Consider the following 16,983-nt stretch of genomic DNA (forward strand, 5'->3'; position numbering starts at 1 on the left):
ACTCCTTTCTGCAGACCTCATCGACGTACCCGAACGGCTCCGGAGCTAACGGCCGTAGACTGCTATCTGCAAATCAGTCGCATCTGGGAGGTCGCCGTGGAGTACGTCGTCATCGAGCCCGACGCTGTCTCGGATCCCGGATTGCGGGCCGACCTACTGGACACCTGGGTCGCCGCCACCGACGCGGGCGGCAGTGTCGGCTTCACCCCGCCCGCCCCGGTGCAACTGGTTGCCGAGACCCTCGATCTCGCCCTCGACCGAGTTGCCGCCGGCAAGGACCTGCTCGGCGTCCTGCACAACGGCGAGCGGTACGTCGGCATGGGGCTGCTGGTCGATCGGGGCAGCGCTCTGAACATCCACTGGCGCACGGTGCTGCGCGTGATGGTGCATCCGAAGTACCAGGGTGGCGGCGCCGGTCGGTTGCTGATGGACGGACTGCGCCAGTCAGCGGTCGAGCTCGGGCTGGAGCAGTTGCAGCTCACCGTCCGCGACGGGAACAGCCTGGAGGAGTTCTACGGCAAGCTCGGCTATCGGGTGGTCGGCCGCCATCCGCGCGCAGTACGGGTCGCCGCTGACGACTATCGCGACGAGCTCATGCTGGTGACGGACCTCTAAGGCTTGCGGCTTCGGCGGGCTACCCGCAACAGCGTGATGCCCAGGGCAACCAGCAGTCCGGCCAGGGTGAGAAGCATGGCAGGTGGTCCTCCGGTATCAGGTAGCGCGGTCCCACGGGCAATTGTCCGGGACGCCGGCTGGGCCCCGATGGTCACCTTCACCTGCGAGTCCACTGTCACGCCGTTCGTGTCAGCGACCCGGTACGGCTGTTTCGCCGTACCGGTGAAGCCCCGCTCCGGAACGAGCCGGATCGTCCCGTCGGCACCGGCCGTCCAGACACCGACGGCCGGTACGACCACCCGCTTCCCACAAGTGGCCGGCCCGGTGACCAGGCAGAGACTGCCCGGGTCCCAGGCCGCGCCCCGGGTTGCGGCGTCGTTCAGGAGTGGGTTGATGACCACCGGGTTGCCCAGGCTGCCGGTACCGCTGTCGGGGATGGCCTTCGCCCCGCTGGGAGCACCGACGGTGATCTCCAGGCGAGCCGTGTCCGACGTCCCGTTCGCATCGGTCACCCGGTAGGTGAGCGATCTGGTGGTACCGATGAAGCCCTTCACCGGGGCGTATTCGACGGTGCCGTCCGGCCGGGCGGCAAAGCTGCCCTCGGCCGGGATGGTCACCGTGGTCTTGTCGGTCCCGTCCGCCGGGTCGCGCAGCACGACCGACGTCGGGACCAGCGGCGCGGACGGGTCGCCGGGCTTGTCGTTGCCGAGCACCGCAACGGTCACGGCCTTCCCGTACTGCGTACTCGCGCTGTCGTCCGCCGCAACGGGCCGGACCGGCAGCACGGTCACCGACACGGTCGAGCGGGCCGCGTTCCGATTGCTGTCTTTCACCTCGTACGCCGTCGGTCGCGTGCTGCCCACGAACCCGGTCACCGGCGTGAAGGTGATCTTGCCCCCAGCAACCGCATAGTGGCCCTGGGCCCCGACTGCCACCCGGTCGACCAAGTTGCCCGCGGCATCCACCAGGAGCAGCGTGTCCGGGTCGAGTTTCGCGCCGGCGCCGGGCTTGTCGTTGGCGAGCGGATCAAAGGTGACCGCGACGTGCTGCTTGGTCTCGGCCAGATCGGGAAGCGCCACCGGCTTGGTGCCGACGGTCACCACGAGCTTCGCAGTACCGGTGCTTCCGTTGGCATCACTGACCTGGTAGGCCACCGGCGTCGTTCGGCCCGTCCAGCCGCCCCACGGCAGCAGCCGGATCCCGCCGTCGGGCTGGACGGTGTAGGTGCCTTGCCCTTCGACCCGCAGGCTCATCACCGGGTCGCCGGTCGCGAAGTCGACCAGCCGGACACTGGCCGGGTCGAGCGGTGCCGTCGCATCGCCAGGCTTGTCGTTGATCAGCACCGGCACAGTGATCGGGGTGTCGAAGGCGGTCGATGCCGTGTCGTTCGCCGCGTCCGGCACGATCGGGTTCACCGTCACGGTGACGGTCGAGGTCGCCGTGTTCCTGGCCGTGTCCGTCACCTGGTACGCGATCGAAGTCGGCCCGCTGAAGGTCGGTACCGGGTCGAAGGTGACCTTGCCCGTCACCCCATCGACCTTGTAGGTGCCCTGCCCCGTGACGGTCGCTGTCTTCACCCAGGCCTTGCCGTCGTAGAGCTTGACCGACGTCTTCTCCAGTTCCGCGTGTGTGCCGGGCTCATCGTTGACGAGCGGCTCCACCACCGCGTTGACGTTCTGTTTCGTCGTACTGGTGTCGGGCTTGGCTTGCGGTCCCTTGCCGACCGTCAGGAAGAGCAGGCCGTCGGCCGGCGTCCCGTTGGTGTCGCTGATCCGGTACGTCGCCGGCGTGGTCATGCCCTGGTAGTCCTTCACCGGCACGAACGTGACCGAGCCGTCCGGCTTGGCCGTGTAGGTGCCTTCGCCCGGCTGGGTGACCGTCGTCAGGTACTTCGCCGGATGCGCCGGATCCTGCAGCAGCAGACTCGCCGGCACGAGCGGGGCACTCGGATCGCCGGGTTTGTCGTTGGTCAGCACGTTCAGCGTGATCGGCTGGTTGAACGGTGTGATCGCCGAGTCGTCGACGGTGAACGGCTGCACCCCGGTGACCTCGATGCCGAGCGTCGACGAGGCGGTGTTGTGCTGCGAGTCGGTCACCTTGTACTGGATCGCCTTGCCGCGGCCGTGGAAAGCAGGCAAGGGGTCGAACTCGATCGCGCCGCTCTTCTGCACGGTGTAGGTACCTTGCCCGGCGACCGTCACCGTCTTCCCGAAGGCCTTGGTCGCGGGTACGTCCTGGGCCGCGATGACCACCGACGCCGGGTCGAGCTTCGCGCCGGTGCCAGGGCTGTCGTTGGACAGCACGTTCACGGTGACTGTGACGTTCTGCAGCGTCGAGGCGTTGTCGGCCTGCGCGACCGGCGGCAACCCGACGGTGATCCACACCGTGGCGGTCGTGGTCGTTCCGTTGTCGTCGGCAACCTGATAGGTCAGCGCCGTCCCCGGCCCGCTGAAACCGGTCACCGGGGCGAACACGACAACGCCGGTCCGTGCGGTGTAGACGCCCTCGTCCTTGATGGTGCCCGCGGGCTTGTACAGCCCGTCGGCCGGGTCCTTGAGTAGCAGGCTGTCGATGACGAGCGGTGCGCTCAGATCGCCTGGCTTGTCGTTGGCGAGCACCTTGACCGTCGCGGTCACGCCGTACGGCGAGGTGGCGGTGTCGTCCTCGGCCTTGGGCACGATCGGTGTCACGGTGATCGTGATGGTCGAGCGGGTGTCCTGGTCGAACCAGTCGGAGACGCGATAGGTCAGCCTGGTCGCCGGCCCGGTGAAGGCCGGCAGCGGATCGAAGCTGATCGTGCCGTCCGGGTTCACGTGGTAGGTGCCCTGGCCGGTGATCGTGACGGCCTTCTTCAGCGAACCGTCCGCGGGATCGATCAGGACGACGCTCACCGGGTCGAGCCCGGTGCCCCGCCCGGACTCGTCGTTGACCAGCGGATCGAGGGTGAGTGGCTCATCCTGCTTGGTGGTCGCGGTGTCCGGCTTCGCGCTCGGCGGCGGCGGTTTGGCGATCGTGACGGTCAGGGTGGCGGTCGCGATCGTGCCGTTCACGTCCGAGACGGTGTAGGCCAGTGGTGTCACGACTCCGGTGTACGTCGGCAGCGGGTCGACCTGCACCTCGCCGTCCGCCACCACCGTGAAGGTCGCCTCCCCGTCCACCGTGACCTTCGTCATCGGCTGGTGCGTCTTCGGGTCGATCAGCTTGACGCTGCTCGGCACCAGCGGCACCGCGGGGTTGCCCGCACTGTCGTTGGCGAGCACGTCCACGGTCACGTTCTGGTCGTACGCCGTCCTGGCGGTGTCGTCCGTCGCGTCCGGCTGCACCTTGGCGATCTCGAGGGTCAGGGTCGACTGGCCGAGCGCGCCGTTGCCGTCGGCCACTTGATAGCCGATCGCGGTCGCCTTGCCGCTGAAGGCCGGGACCGCCTCGAACAGCACGCGGCCGTCGGGCTTCACCGTGTACTTGCCTTGCCCGGCAACGACCACACTGTTCGAGGGTTTGCCGCCGGCCGAGGTCGGTGGGATCAGCCGGAGCGTGCCCGGGACGATCGCCGAGCCCGTCGGTCCGGGCTGGTCGTTGTCGAGCACCGGGATGAACAGCGAGCCACCTTGCAGCAGGGTCGCCTGGTCCGGGTTGGCCACCGGCGGACCGGGCGCGTCGACCGACACGGTCAGCTGGGCCCGCGCCGGGGTGCCGTTCTTGTCGAGCACCTGATAGGTCAGCGGAGTGGTGACGCCCTGGAAGCCGTGGGCCGGCTGGAAGGTCACCTTGCCGTCAGCAACGACATAGGTGCCTTGTCGCGCCACCGTCACCTCGTCGACCAGCTTGCCGCTGACCGGATCGACCAGCTTGAGGGTCAGTGGGTTCAACGGGGCTTCCGGCGTACCGGGCAGGTCGTTGTCCAGGACCGGGATCAGGACGTTGGTGTCGAACGGTGTGGTGACCGAGTCGCCCGCCGCCATGGGCGTGACCGGCGTGACGGTGACCGCGAGAGTCGACTCGGCGACCTGGCGGGTGCTGTCGGTGACGCGGTATCCCAGCGAGGTCGCGACGCCGGTGAACTGCGGCAGCGGCATGAAGTCGACCGTGCCGTTGGGCTTCACCGCATACGTTCCCTCGCCCGGGACGACCACCTTCTTCTTGAAGGCCGCGCCGTTCTTGCCGGCGTCCGCCGGGTCACGCAGTACGACGGAATCCGCGACCAAGGTCACGCCGGGTGCCGCGCGGTCGTTGGCGAGTGGGGTGAGTGCGATGCTCACGTTCTGCTGGGTGATCGCCGTGTCGGCGGAGGCGACCGGCTTGGCGGGCAGCGCGACGATGATCGTCAGCTTCGCGGTCGCGGTCGTGCCGTTGGTGTCGGCGATGCGGTAGCTGACCGGTTTGCCCTGGCCGACGAACCCGGGCACCGGCTCGAAGTCGACCTTGCCATCCGACTTCGCGACGTACTTGCCCTCGGCCACCACGTTGACCATCTCCACGCACCGCTCGCCGGAGAGCAAGCACAGCGAACCCGGTCGCAGCGGACTGGCCGGATCGCCGGGCTTGTCGTTGCCCAGCACATCGGTCGTCAGGCCGGTGTTGTACGGCGTGGTCGCGGTGTCGTCGACCGCGACCGGCGGAGGCGGCGGGGCGATCACGATCGGGTGGTCCTCGACCTCACCACCGTCCGCGGCACCAGTGGCCTTCTCCACCTGGGCGATCGTGTACCCGGCCCGCAGCCGCGCGTACGTCGTACCGGCGGTCAGTTTCGGCAGGGTCGGCCAGGTCAGCGTCGCGGCACTCTGGCCGGCGGAGAACGTGGTGCACACGCGCTCCCCCGGCTGGAAGGTCCCGCTCTTGTCCAGGTCGATCCAGCCGCAGACGCGACCGGATTTACTCGCACCGGTCAGCGCGACGGTCGTCGAGTAGCTCTTGGCTGTGGTCGCGAGTGGCTTGAAGGCGACCGCGTCGTCCGCGCGGTCCTGCGTCACCGGACCCGTGGTGCCGTTGGCAACCGTCGCGTTGTCCTCGGTGATGTCGTCGCCCAGCCGGAGATCGCTGAGCAGCGACCAGGCGGCGCCGTACGACGTGGGTGCGTCGCCGAAGTCCTCGCCGACGGACGCGACGATCGAGAACGCGTCGCCGGAGGACTTGGCGTTGAAGGCGGGAACGGTCGCGTTCTTGGTGAAGACGGCGGTGAGGTCGAAGCTGATCGACCGGGCGACGCCGTTGACCTTGACCGACCCGCAGGCCGCGGTGGCGGCCGAGTCGGGGCCTTCGCCGGTGTCGGTGTTGATGCAGTTCGGGCCCGCGTCGGGATTGATCGCCGTGATCTTGTCGCTGCCGACGGCCAGGTTGTTGCCCTGGCCCACCTTTGTCAGGCTGAGTCCGGCGGTGGTGAGCCTGAGGACCGAGTGCAGCTCGGACTGGGCGTTGGTGCGGCCGTTCACGGTCTGTGTGGCGGCGCCGCCGAGGCCGGCCAGGTGCAGGATCGGGTCGCGGACGGGTTGCGAGAAGGTGATCGTCAGGGTGCCGCGGTTGCCGCAGGTGCCGATCGCCGCGCAGCTGCCGGTGTTGACGAGGATGTCCTGTGCCGGGGTGGTGCGGGCGATCGCCGGGTCGTAGGTCTTCGCGGTACTGCCCCGGACTCCTGCGGTCGTTGCGTCGAGCAACTCGGTCTGGCCGGTGACGGTGATCGTCTGGATGAGACCGGAGCCGGGCATCGTCGCGGTCGCCGAGTTGCCCTGGGCAAAGGGTGCCGTGGGCACCTGATAGGCGCCGGCCGGGTCCGCGGCAGTGACAGTCACAGCGGTCGCAAGGAGACCAAGAGCAGCCATCCCCGACAGCAGCCTCCGCCCGCCAGAGCTCGAGCCCGGGACAAAACTTTTTCTGGCGTTGGTCCCCGTCATCCCACGCCCTCCCGAGCACTCACGTTTCCGCATGCGTCGGCCTCGGGGCGAGCGGGCCAGCGTAGAGGTAACGCTCTACGCCAGCCCGATGTTACGCGGGATCAGCCCGTGAGTTCGTAGATCTTGACCCGTTGCCAGCTGTGTCGCAGTACCGCGAGCTTGTCGAGTTCCGGCGACACCGGTCCACCGAACAGATCGGCGTACAGCCAGCGGACCTGGTACTGCTCGCGCAACTGCCGCAGTACTTCGGGGGTCGGGTCGTAGATCGCCTGGTTGGTCAGCTCGACGCGATCCGGCCAGGGCGACGGCTGGTGGTTGTAGCGCAGGCCGCCGACGCCGTGGTTGACCATCGCCTGCGAGGTGTAGCCCCAGCCTTCGAGGAAGGTCCGGCGGCCGGCGATCCCGCTGACGATGTAGCCACGAGCGTCGCAGCCCGGGCCTTGTTTTCCGGCCGGGCGGCACCAGGTGTTGCTGACGACAACGTCTTCCGGGTCGGAGTTCTTCGCGAGCCAGAGCGCCGCGGCTTCCTCGTCCGGGTACACCCACCACGTCGCGGACGTGAAGGTCTGCGCCTGCTTACCGCCGTTGAGATGCAAGTTCTGCTCGAAAGTCCTTGCCGATGGCACCACCAGCATCGTCAGCAGCACCAGCAGCCCACCAAGCCCAGCCAGCCGCGGCACTCGCTTAATCAACAACAACCAGACAAACATGAGCCCCGCACCCACCGCCACAACAACAATCAACGGCCGAGCCACCAACGCAATCCGCCGCACCTGCGATCCAGCCGGAATGGCATCGGCGGTCAGCAACACCAACGCAAACACCCCACCAAGCACCACCGCGGCGGCCGCGATCCCAACCAGAACACCACGCCTACCCGCAGCCGGGTACGTTCTGGTGATGGTGGCGGCTAGCCAGCCTGCGGCGGCGAGGCTGAAGGGGACTGCGCTGTGGACGAAGTACGCCTCGCTGACCGAGGGGTGGTCGACGACCAGGAAGCCTGCCCAGCCCGCGATCAGCGCGCCGAGCAGGAACCACCCCACAGGTTCACGCCGCAACTCCCGCCGACCAACCAGCCCATAACCCACGACCGCCAACAGCTGACCGGTCAACAGCATGAGGGTGAGCACCAGAACGGCACCGATGGACAACACCTGCCCCGACGTCAGCGCCGGCAGGATCGCCCCGCCTTCGCCAACCAGCGTCTTGTCCTTCGTCGCCGACGCATACCCACCCTGCGTCTTGACGACCGCAAGCAACTGCAACCCCGACCCGCTCGTACTGCCCGCCACCGTGACCATCGTGCCGACGGCAGCAGCCACCAGCAGCGAACCCGCCGCAACGAACCGCACAGGCAACCGCCGGTCGCGGATCAACAGGAAGAGCGCCGGCAGGCCGACCGCCCCGACCAGGATCGGCAGAATCGTCGGCTTCGACCCACCACCCACGACCGCGACGGTAAACGCGAGGACCCACAACCCCTTCCCAACATCCCCTTTGAACAAGAGCTGAATCAAGAACACAGCGGCCGTAGTACCGGCGACCATGCCAAAGGTCTGCGACGGGCTGAGCAGGCTGAGTGGCGGCGACAGGTTCACCGCCGTGTCGATGAAGAGGAACAGCTGCGGCCCGGCCAACGCCGCAGCAGCCAGTACGCCGGTCCACCACGCACGGCTGACCGTCCTGGCCAGCGTCGCGCAGACCAGCAGCGCAACCAGCAACTGCGGCAGCAACCACAACCGGAACAGCACGGTGATCGGTGAGAGCCCGGTGATGTCCACGGCCGCGGCCATGTCGGCATTCGCGAACCAGTGATACTCCAGCGACTCCCCCGACACCTGCGGCAACTCCGGCGGCACCGAGCGAGTCAGCTCACTCAGCATCGACAAGTGATACAGCAAGTCCTGGTAGTAGGACGTGCCGTCCGGTGGCGCCGGGTGGTACTTCATCGCGCCGAGCACTGTCCCGCCGAGCAGGACGGCCGAGGCGATCACCATCCCCCAGGTCCACAGCAACGGCAGTGGCTTCGGCTCCCGGATTCGCCAGTACTTCCTCAGTCGCGGCAGCGCTGCGAAGGCAACGATCACCAGCGCCGGCCAGATCACCAACACTCGTTGCCACCCGAGCGCCGTGAAGATCGCCCACCCCGCCAGCTGGTACGTCGCTCCGACGGCCGACCCGAGCCCGAAGTCCTCCGCCCAGTTCCCGGTACTCCGCCACAGGGCGCGCAGAATCAGGATGCCCGGCAACGCGACCGCCAACGCGAAGTACAGGGTGTACTTCGCGATCGGGACGACCGGGACGTCGAGGGAGATCAGCGCTATGACCGTGACGGCGTACGGAAGCAACCACGGCAGAAGCCGTGGCAGGGAACGTGTCATCTCAGGGAACGCGTCATCTGGACGGGATCTCGTCGCGGGTCTGCGGACCGGTGTCTTCGAGGCTGTCGTAGCCGACCAGGAACTGCGGCCGTCGTTGACTCGACTGGAACAAGCGGGCCACGTACTCCCCCAGCAAGCCGAGGCAGAGCAACTGGATCGCGCCGATCACGCTGACCGCCAGCACCGTCGACGTCCAACCGGGAACGCTGTTGCCCGACAGCTTGATCACCAGCGCACCGACCGCGAAGAGACCGGACAGCAGCCCGCCCAGCAACCCGAACCAAGTGGCCAGCCGCAGCGGCGCCGCCGAGAACGCGGTCACACTGTCGAACGCCAGCCGGAACATCTTCGACCAGTTGTACTTCGTCACGCCCGCCGCCCGCTCAGCGCGAACGTAGGCCACCTCGGCACTCGGGAACCCCAGCCACGGGATCACCAGGCGGAAGACGCGACCGTCCTCCGGCAGACCGTTCACCGCGTCGACGACCCGGCGCGAGACCAGCCGGAAGTCCGCCGCATCGAACGGGATGTCCTTCCCGACCAGGCGGCACATCAGCCGGTAGTACAGCCGCGCGGTGGTTCGCTTCGGCCACGAGTCACTCGAGCGGTCGGAGCGCACGCCGTACACGACATCGACACCCTGGTCGCGAGCGGCGGCGAGCAGTTCGGCGATCACCTCGGGCGGATCCTGCAGGTCGGCATCGATGGTGACCAGGTACTTGCCCCTGGCGCGCCGGAAGCCGGCCGACTGCGCGGCCTGGTGACCGGAGTTGCGGAGCAGCCGGACGACCCGGAGCTCGGGCCACTCGGCGGTCGCGGCGAGCAGCATTGAGGCGGTCGCGTCCCCGCTGCCGTCGTCGACCACGAGCACCTCGTAGCTGATGCCGAGACCGTCCAGCAGGGGACGCATCCGCTCGAAGAAGATCGGCAGCACCTCTTCCTCGTCGTACATCGGCACGACGACGGAGAGTTCGGGATCCGGCATGTCCGGTGGTCCTCCACGACTGGTCTGGCTGAGGTGGCGAAACTAGCAGGTCAGGAACTCGGCGAGACGGCAACGGCCCCGGTACGGCGCGGGTCGCCGACCGCGAGCAGCCCGTCGGCCGGGTCCCAGAAGGCGGCCGCGACGCCACCGAAGTACATCGAGTGCGGTGGCATCGAGCGGGTCGGCAGATTGCTCGCGAAGCCCGACACGGCGAGGTCGTCCTCGTAGTCGACCACGATGTCCTCGCGGACGCGGACATGCAGTCGCGGATACTCCACCGCTTCCTGCAAGGACAGACCTCCGTGCGTGTAGAGCGCGTAGACCTGCGCGATCGCGGTCGGGATCCGGTCCGAACCCGGCGAGCTGATCGCCAGCACGGCACCGTCGCTGTCGCGGCGGGCGACGCTCGGCGCCATGTTCGAGGTGAGTCGGGTGCCGGGCGCGAGGCTGTGCGGACCGCTGTGCAGCAACTCCTGCTCGCCGAGCGCATTGTTGAGCCAGATGCCGGTGCCAGGCGTCATCACACCGGAGCCGTAGCCGGACGACACGGTGATCGCGCAGGCATCACCTTTGTCGTCGACCACGGAGACTGTCGCAGTACTGGGCGAGCCCAGAGCGCGCAGATCGCCGGCGGCCGCCAGGTCGAGCAGCTTCTGCCCTTCGAGCTGACGCACGTCTTCCTCGTCCAGCTCGGCCAGCCGACGGCCGAGCACAGCATGCTGTACTTCGATCAGTCGCTCCACCTCGGCCGGATTCCAGGCACCCTGCTTCGGCACTCCGGCGAGCAGCGCGAGCATTGCGGCCGCCGCGACTCCACCGACAGCGGGCGGCGGGTTGGTCGCCAACTGCCAGCCGTCCTGCCGGACAATCAGTGCCGGACGCACGACTGCCTCGTACGCCGCCAGGTCCTCCGCGGTCAGGATCCCGTCGTTGGCGGCCATGTCGCGAACCAGTAACTCCGCCAGTTCGCCGGTGTAGAGCGTCTCGGCACCCTGGTCGGCAATCAATTCGAGCGCTTCGGCGAGCTCCGGGATGACCACGGTGCTGCCGGCCTTGATCACCACGCCATCGTCGTCGTGCACGACCCCCTGGCTGGGCTGATGCCAGCCGAAGATGATGTCGTGGGTGTAGCCGAGGTAGTAGCCCGACGTGCGGCTCAGCGGAAATCCCTGCCGCGCCACCTCGATCGCGGGCCGGACCACCTCGCTCCACGGCGCCTTGCCGGACCGTTGGTGCGCCAGATCGAGCGCCTTCATCCCACCCGGCGTCGCCACCGAACCGTGGCCGATCGTGGTGGTCGTGCCGCCGCCGTACTCGGTGGTGACGTCCCAGACGCCCCGGCCGAACTTGTCCGTCGGCAACCCTCGCCCGGGCATCTCCACCCAGCCATCGATGGTGACGGCTTCGCCACCCTTGACCTGCAAGGTGACGAACCCACCCGAGGCCGGCGACACCACGCCGATCTCGTTGACCATCGTCACCAGGGTCGCGGCGATGGCGGCATCGACCGCGTTGCCACCCTCCGCGGCCAAGCGCACCCCGGCCGCGGCCGCCGCCGCATTGGGGGCAGCGACCGCAACCCGAGGATTACTCATCGCGGGTCAGCCGACGCGTTGCACTGCGCCGAAGCGGTCCACCGCGACCTGCACCGCCGCCTGGCGCGCGGCGCTGACCTCGGTTTCGGTCAGCGTCCGATCGGCCGCGCGGAAGCGCAGTGCGAAGGCGAGCGATTTCTTGCCCTCACCGATCTGCTCGCCGGTGTAGAGGTCGAACAGCCGGATCGACTCCAGCAGCTCGCCAGCACCCTCGACCAGCGCAGCCTCGACCTCCGCCGCCGCGACCTCGGCCCCGACGATCAGCGCGACGTCCTCCTTCGCGATCGGGTACGACGAGAACGGCTGCGCCACGACCGACGACGGACTCGCCGCCATCAACCCGTCCAGGTCGAGCTCGACCGCACACGACCGGGCCGGCAACCCGAACGCCTGACACACCTTGGGGTGCAGCTCGCCCGCATGACCGATGACCTTGCCATCGACCGAAACCTCGGCACAGCGGCCCGGATGCCAAGGCGCGAGCTCGACGTTCCGTAGTACCGGCTCGACGCCGACAACAGCGGCAACAGACCGAGCCACCTGTACTGCGTCCGCCCAGCCCGCGGGCTGGCCCTTGCCCCACCAGCCGGTCGGAGTCCGCGAGCCGGTCAGCACGACGCCGAGATGGAGCGGCTGCTCCGGGAGGGCGTCGTACAGCGCCTGGATCTCGTCGTCGCTCGGCCGCTGCGCGACGGAGGGCAGCGGCGCGGGCTTCGACTCTGCGCGAGGCAGGAAGACCAAGCCGGTCTGGAAGATCGCGAGATCGGTGGCGCCACGACCGGCGTTGCGCTCGGCCGTGCGAAGCAGGGTCGGCAGCAGCGTCGTCTGCATCGACGGCTCTTCGTCCGACAGCGGGTTGGCGAGCTTCACCGTGGTCCGGCGCGCGTCGTCCGCGGGCAGGCCCATCGCGTCGAAGTCGGCGTCACCCACGAACGGGTACGAAACGACCTCGGTCAGCCCGGCTCCGACCAGCGCGGTGGCGATCCGCCGGCGCCGCTTCTGCGCGACCGTCAGTCCCTGCCCACCCGGCGCCTTCGGCAACACCGACGGCACGTTGTCGAACCCGAACAGCCGGATGACCTCTTCGGCGAAGTCGTTGGGGTCCCGCAGGTCAGGCCGCCACGACGGCGGAGTGAGCGTCAGGAGATCGCCCTCACCCCCGCGATCGCTGTCGCCGCTCGCCGGGATTGCGGCTGGGACGACCTGGGCGTCCGCCAAGCCGGTCGCCTGCGCCAGCACGCCGGCGCCCACCGCCAGCTTGGCCAGCACACCATCGTTGCCCTGGGCAACCTCGCAGCCGACGGACCGCAGGTGCCGAATGGTCTCCTCGACCGAGATCGGCGCACCGGCGACGCGGGCCGCGTGATCCGCCCGGATGGTCACCGGCACAGGCAGCGCATGGGTGTCGATGACGGTCTCGTCCGGCTGGATGGTGCCACCGGCGAGCTCGGCGAGCAGGTCGGCGACGCGCTGGGCGGCGTACCGCGGCAGCCGCGGGTCGACCTCGCGCTCGAACCGGCGCGACGCCTCCGAGGACAGCTTGTGCCGGCGCGACGAGCGCGCGATCACGATCGGGTCGAAGTGCGCGGCCTCGATCACCACGTCGGTGGTCGCGTCGGAGATCTCGGTGGACGCGCCACCCATCACGCCGGCGATGCCGATCGGGCCTGAGTCGTCGGTGATCAGCAGATCCTCGGCGTCCAGCTCGCGGGTCTGGTCGTCCAGCGTCATCAGCTTCTCGCCGGCCGCGGCCCGGCGGACCACGATCTCGCCGGTCAGCCGCGCCTTGTCGTAGCCGTGGATCGGCTGGCCGAGCTCCAGCATCACGTAGTTGGTGACGTCGACACCGATCGAGATCGGCCGCATCCCCGCCATCACCAGCCGCTGCTGCAACCAGCGCGGCGACGGCGCCTTGGGGTCGATCCCGGTCACCGTGCGCGTCACGAAGACACTGCAGGCCTCGGCATCGTCCACCCGCACCGGGTAGCCGCCCTGCGCAGCGCCGGTCAGCGTCAACGCCGCCGGGTCCTTCAACTCCACCCCGTACGCCGTGGCCGCCTCGCGCGCGACGCCGCGAATCGACAGGCAGTAGCCCCGATCCGGCGTCACCGCGATGTCCAGGACGTCGTCCCGCAGGCCGAGCAGCTCGATCGCGTCGGTGCCGACCTCGGCCTCACCCGGCTGCAGGACGACGATGCCGTGCGTCCCGTCGTCGCCCAGGCCCAGCTCGGAGCTCGAGCAGATCATCCCGTTGGAGACGTGCCCGTAGGTCTTCCGCGCGGAGATCGCGAACCCGCCGGGCAGCACCGCGCCCGGCAGGACGACCACGACCAGGTCGCCGACCTCGAAGTTGTGCGCGCCGCAGACGACCCACTGCGGCTCGTCCTTGCCGATGTCGAGCGAGCACCAGCGGATGGTCTTGCCGTTCTTCTGTGGCTCCGGCTCGTAGCTGAGCACCTTGCCGACCACGAGCGGACCGGTCAGGCCGCCGCCCGCCTCGTCGACGGTCTCCACCTCGAGCCCCGCGCGAACCAGCTTCTCGCCGACCTCGCGACCGGTCACGCCGGCCGGCAGCTCGACGTACTCACGAAGCCATGACAGTGGGACCCGCATCAGATCTCCATCCCGAACTGGCGGCTGAACCGCACGTCACCTTCGACCATGTCCCGCATGTCCTCGACCCCGTTGCGGAACATCAGCGTCCGCTCCAGGCCCATCCCGAACGCGAACCCGGAGTACCGGTCGGTGTCGATCCCGCAGGCCTGCAGCACGCGCGGGTTGACCACACCGCAGCCTCCCCACTCGATCCAGCCCTCACTGCCACAGGTGCGGCACGGACGGTCCGGGTTGCCGACCGAGGCGCCGCGGCAGACGAAGCACTTGAGGTCGACCTCGGCCGACGGCTCGGTGAACGGGAAGAAGTTCGGCCGCAGCCGCGCTTCCAGGCCCTCACCGAACATCGAGACGACGAAGTGGTCGAGGGTCCCCTTGAGGTGCGCGAGCGTGATGCCCTCGTCCACGACCAGGCCCTCGACCTGGTAGAAGACCGGCGTGTGGGTCGCGTCCAGCTCGTCGGTGCGGAACACCCGGCCGGGGCAGATCACGTAGATCGGCGGCTTGCGAGTCAGCATCGATCGCGCCTGGACCGGCGACGTGTGCGTCCGCAGTACGGTGCCGGAACCGGGCGGGTCGACGAAGAAGGTGTCCTGCATCTGCCGCGCCGGGTGGTCGGGCTGGAAGTTCAGCGCGTCGAAGTTCAGCCACTCGGCCTCCACCTCGGGGCCTTCGGCGACGTCCCAGCCGAGCGCCGCGAAGACGTCCGCGACCTGCTCGGAGATCAGCGACAGCGGGTGCCGCGCGCCCAGCTCGGGCGTGTGCCACGGCAGCGTCACGTCGACACGCTCGGTGGCCAGCATCCGCTCCTCGTGCTCGGCCTCCAGCACCGCGAGCCGCGCCGCGAAAGCTTCGTTGAGCGCCTTGCGCGCCGACCCGATCCGCTGACCGGCCTCCTTGCGCCCCTGCGGCGGCAACGCTCCGATCTCCCGGTTCGCCAGCGCGATCGGCGAACGCTCGCCGAGATGGGCGACCTTCGCCTCCTGCAGCCCAGCCAGGTCAACCGCTTTCGCGAAGGCGTCGAGGGCCTCGTCGCGCGTCCGTTCGACCTCGTCGGCATGCAGAGGAGTGACCTCGACGGGGTCGTAGTTCTTGTTGGGACCGGACATGGCTCTCTTCCCGGGGTAGCTGAACACCGATTTGCTCAAAGCAGTCTAGGAACCCCCGGCCCCCGACCGTGAATCGGTCGTCCACAACCCCCTCCCACAAGCCTCCATCGCCCTCTCCCCCCGCCCTCCCCACCGAACCCCCTGGAGACAATTTCGGCGGTCAACCCCTCAGGTTGTGGGTTGCCACCCCGTATCCAGGGGTGGCAACCCACAAGTTCGGTGGTCAACCGCCGAAATGGCCGGGAGCTCAGGTCGCCGGTTTGTCCGACGCCTCGACCAGGTCGGGTTCGAAGGTGGCGGTGGTGTGGCGGGGTAGGACTATGAGGGCGACGATTGCGCCTGCTGCGGCGCCGATCAGGCCTACCGTCATGGCGATGGACATGGCGTCGGTGAAGGCTGAGCGGGCGGCTGCCAGGAACTCGGGGCCCAGCGCGAGGGTGTCGGCGATCGAGTTGCGGCCGGCCTCCGGGACCGAGTCCGGGAGTGATGAGGTGTAGGCCGCCGCGAGCACGCTGCCCAGGACCGCGACCGACAGCGCCGCCCCCGTCTGCTGCACCGTGTCGTTCATCGCCGACCCGACACCGCGATGCTCCGCCGGTACCGCTTGCATCAGCAGCGTGTACGCCGCCGGTCCCGCGAGGCCGCCGCCGATTCCCATCACCATCAACCCGACGATCAGGAGTCCGTACCCCGACGACTCGGAGACCTGCGACAGGATGGCGAAGCTCCCCGCGATCACCGCCAGACCGACCACGATCAGGGTGCGATCAGCCAGCTTCTTGCCCAGCGTCGCCCCGAGTCCGTTGAAGACCGTCGCGGCGACGGCGTACGGGATGAGCGCGAGGCCGGCCTTCAAAGGGCTGTAGCCGAGCACGAACTGCAAGTACTGCGTCAGCGCCAGCAACAACCCACCGGCTGTGAACGACAGCAACACGATCGAGAAGCTGGTACCGCTGAAGTTCCGGTCGCGGAACAGGTCGAGCGGCACCATCGGATGCGCGCTCCGTCGCTCCCACAGCGCGAAGCCGAGCAGCCCGAGCACGCCCACGGCCAGCCCGCCGAGGACCTTCGCCGACCCGATGCCGTCCGCCGGGATCGAAATGATCGCCCAGACCACAGCACCCATGCCGACCATCGAGAGCACCGCGCCCACCGGGTCGACGGGCCGCGCTGGACCGCGAGACTCCGGGATCAGGACGAGCGTGCCGACGATCGCCAGGATCGCGATCGGTACGTTCAGCCAGAAGATCGAGCCCCACCAGAAGTGGTTCAGCAGGACGCCGCCGACGGTCGGACCGGCCACCACGCCGACCATCGCCACCATCGACCAGCCGGCCATCGCCTTGCGCTGCTCCTCCGGCGGGAAGACCGTGAACAGCAACGACAAGGTGCTCGGCATGAGCAGCGATCCGCCGACGCCCATCAGGCCGCGGCAGGCGATCAGTTGCCACGGATTCTGGGCCAGCGTGGCGAGCAGCGACGCCAACCCGAAGATCACCAGCCCGAGCAGCAGCATCTTCCGCCGGCCGAACCGGTCGGACAGGCTTCCCGCGGTCAGCAGCAGCCCGGCGAACGCCAGGATGTAGGCGTCGATCACCCATTGGATGTCGGCCGGCGTCGCGGACAGGTCCCGCATCAGCGACGGGATCGCCAGGTTGAGCACGGTGTTGTCGACCACCAGCACCATCAGGCTCAGGCAGAGGATGAGCAGGATCCACCAACGCCGCGGGTGTCCCGCGGTCTTCGACTCGAACGCTGTACTAGTCACTCGCACACTGTACGACAAACTCGTACACC

8 protein-coding genes are annotated in these 16,983 nt (G+C 68.6%); 1 reads left to right on the forward strand and 7 read right to left on the reverse strand.

All coding sequences use genetic code 11. From position 1 onward, the window contains the following. Window positions 1–96 precede the first annotated feature (96 nt). Entirely contained in the window at window positions 97–615 is a 519-nt protein-coding gene (locus ACQPYM_RS30695) for a GNAT family N-acetyltransferase (protein ID WP_433007486.1), read from the forward strand. On the opposite strand, the gene ACQPYM_RS30700 is transcribed toward ACQPYM_RS30695, so the two are convergent. From ACQPYM_RS30700 to ACQPYM_RS30730, 7 genes are all read right to left on the reverse strand, one after another. Continuing rightward, entirely contained in the window at window positions 612–6,401 is a 5,790-nt protein-coding gene (locus ACQPYM_RS30700; RefSeq protein WP_433007488.1) for an Ig-like domain-containing protein, read from the reverse strand. The genes ACQPYM_RS30695 and ACQPYM_RS30700 overlap by 4 nt on opposite strands. Before the next feature lie 203 nt (window positions 6,402–6,604). Continuing rightward, a complete protein-coding gene (locus ACQPYM_RS30705; RefSeq protein ID WP_433007490.1) occupies window positions 6,605–8,884 on the reverse strand; it encodes a hypothetical protein in 2,280 nt (759 codons plus the stop codon). A gap of 13 nt (window positions 8,885–8,897) precedes the next feature. After that, entirely contained in the window at window positions 8,898–9,869 is a 972-nt protein-coding gene (locus ACQPYM_RS30710) for a glycosyltransferase family 2 protein (protein WP_433007492.1), read from the reverse strand. Between the two features lie 50 nt (window positions 9,870–9,919). Further along, entirely contained in the window at window positions 9,920–11,464 is a 1,545-nt protein-coding gene (locus ACQPYM_RS30715; protein WP_433007494.1) for a gamma-glutamyltransferase, read from the reverse strand. Window positions 11,465–11,470: 6 nt separating this feature from the next. Next, entirely contained in the window at window positions 11,471–14,077 is a 2,607-nt protein-coding gene (gene pheT, locus ACQPYM_RS30720) for a phenylalanine--tRNA ligase subunit beta (protein ID WP_433007495.1), read from the reverse strand. Beyond that, window positions 14,077–15,186, reverse strand: coding sequence for a phenylalanine--tRNA ligase subunit alpha (gene pheS / locus ACQPYM_RS30725; RefSeq protein ID WP_433007497.1), 1,110 nt, complete (start codon window positions 15,184–15,186; stop codon window positions 14,077–14,079). The genes pheT and pheS overlap by 1 nt, the downstream gene beginning before the upstream one ends. Window positions 15,187–15,433: 247 nt before the next feature. After that, window positions 15,434–16,954 carry an MFS transporter gene (locus ACQPYM_RS30730; RefSeq protein WP_433007499.1) on the reverse strand — a complete coding sequence of 507 codons (1,521 nt, stop codon included), beginning with the start codon at window positions 16,952–16,954 and terminating at the stop codon, window positions 15,434–15,436. Window positions 16,955–16,983: the final 29 nt, after the last annotated feature.

This window comes from Kribbella sp. CA-294648 (assembly GCF_050943845.1).
Taxonomy (GTDB): Bacteria; Actinomycetota; Actinomycetes; order Propionibacteriales; family Kribbellaceae; genus Kribbella.